Annotated in this window: 1 pseudogene; it reads right to left on the bottom strand. The window is 71.7% G+C overall.

What is annotated here, in order from left to right:
* Positions 1 to 540 (bottom strand): annotated as a pseudogene (locus J0695_RS33425) (hypothetical protein); the annotation flags it as partial.
* Positions 541 to 558: the final 18 nt, after the last annotated feature.

The raw sequence follows: 558 nt of genomic DNA, 5'->3' as shown, positions 1-558 counted from the left end.
GAAGGCGTCGGAGAAGTCGGCCGAGATACCGCCGGGCCCGGTGATGTGCACCGCGAGCCCACCCGTGGAGGCTCCGGTCACGTCGCGTATCGAGTCGACGGCCGGGGCGATCCGCTCCCAGCCCTTGTCCCCCATGGAGACCGGTACGAAGAGCTGCGCGGCGCTGCCCCCGGCGTTGAAGGAGGGCCCCTGGACGTCGCCGCCCAGGATGCCGTGGTCGGTCAGCTTCCTGATGGCTGCCGCGTCCTCGCCGATGCGGGTGCGGTCGGCCGCGGTGAGTCCGTCAGCGCGTGCGTAGACCACGACCGCGGGGATCGACTGGGGCCTGTAGTCGTCGGAGGCCGTGAGCACCTGCGTGGACTCCGCACTGCCGGGCAGCCAGGTGTTGGCGTCGTTGTTCTGGGCGCCGGTCAGCTTGGACGCGAGCGGGAACGCCGCGAAGATCACCACCAGCCATACCCCGAGCACCAGCCACTTGGTGCGCCGCCCGCACACCAGCCGGGCCGTGCCTCGCCGTCCGCCGTCCTTCGCGTCGGTCATGACGCCCCCCAACGTGCC

Source organism: Streptomyces beijiangensis (assembly GCF_017315755.1).
Classification (GTDB): Bacteria; Actinomycetota; Actinomycetes; order Streptomycetales; family Streptomycetaceae; genus Streptomyces; species Streptomyces beijiangensis.
The sequence above is the reverse complement of the archived record's forward strand: the minus strand, read 5'-3'. Positions and strand labels throughout refer to the sequence as shown.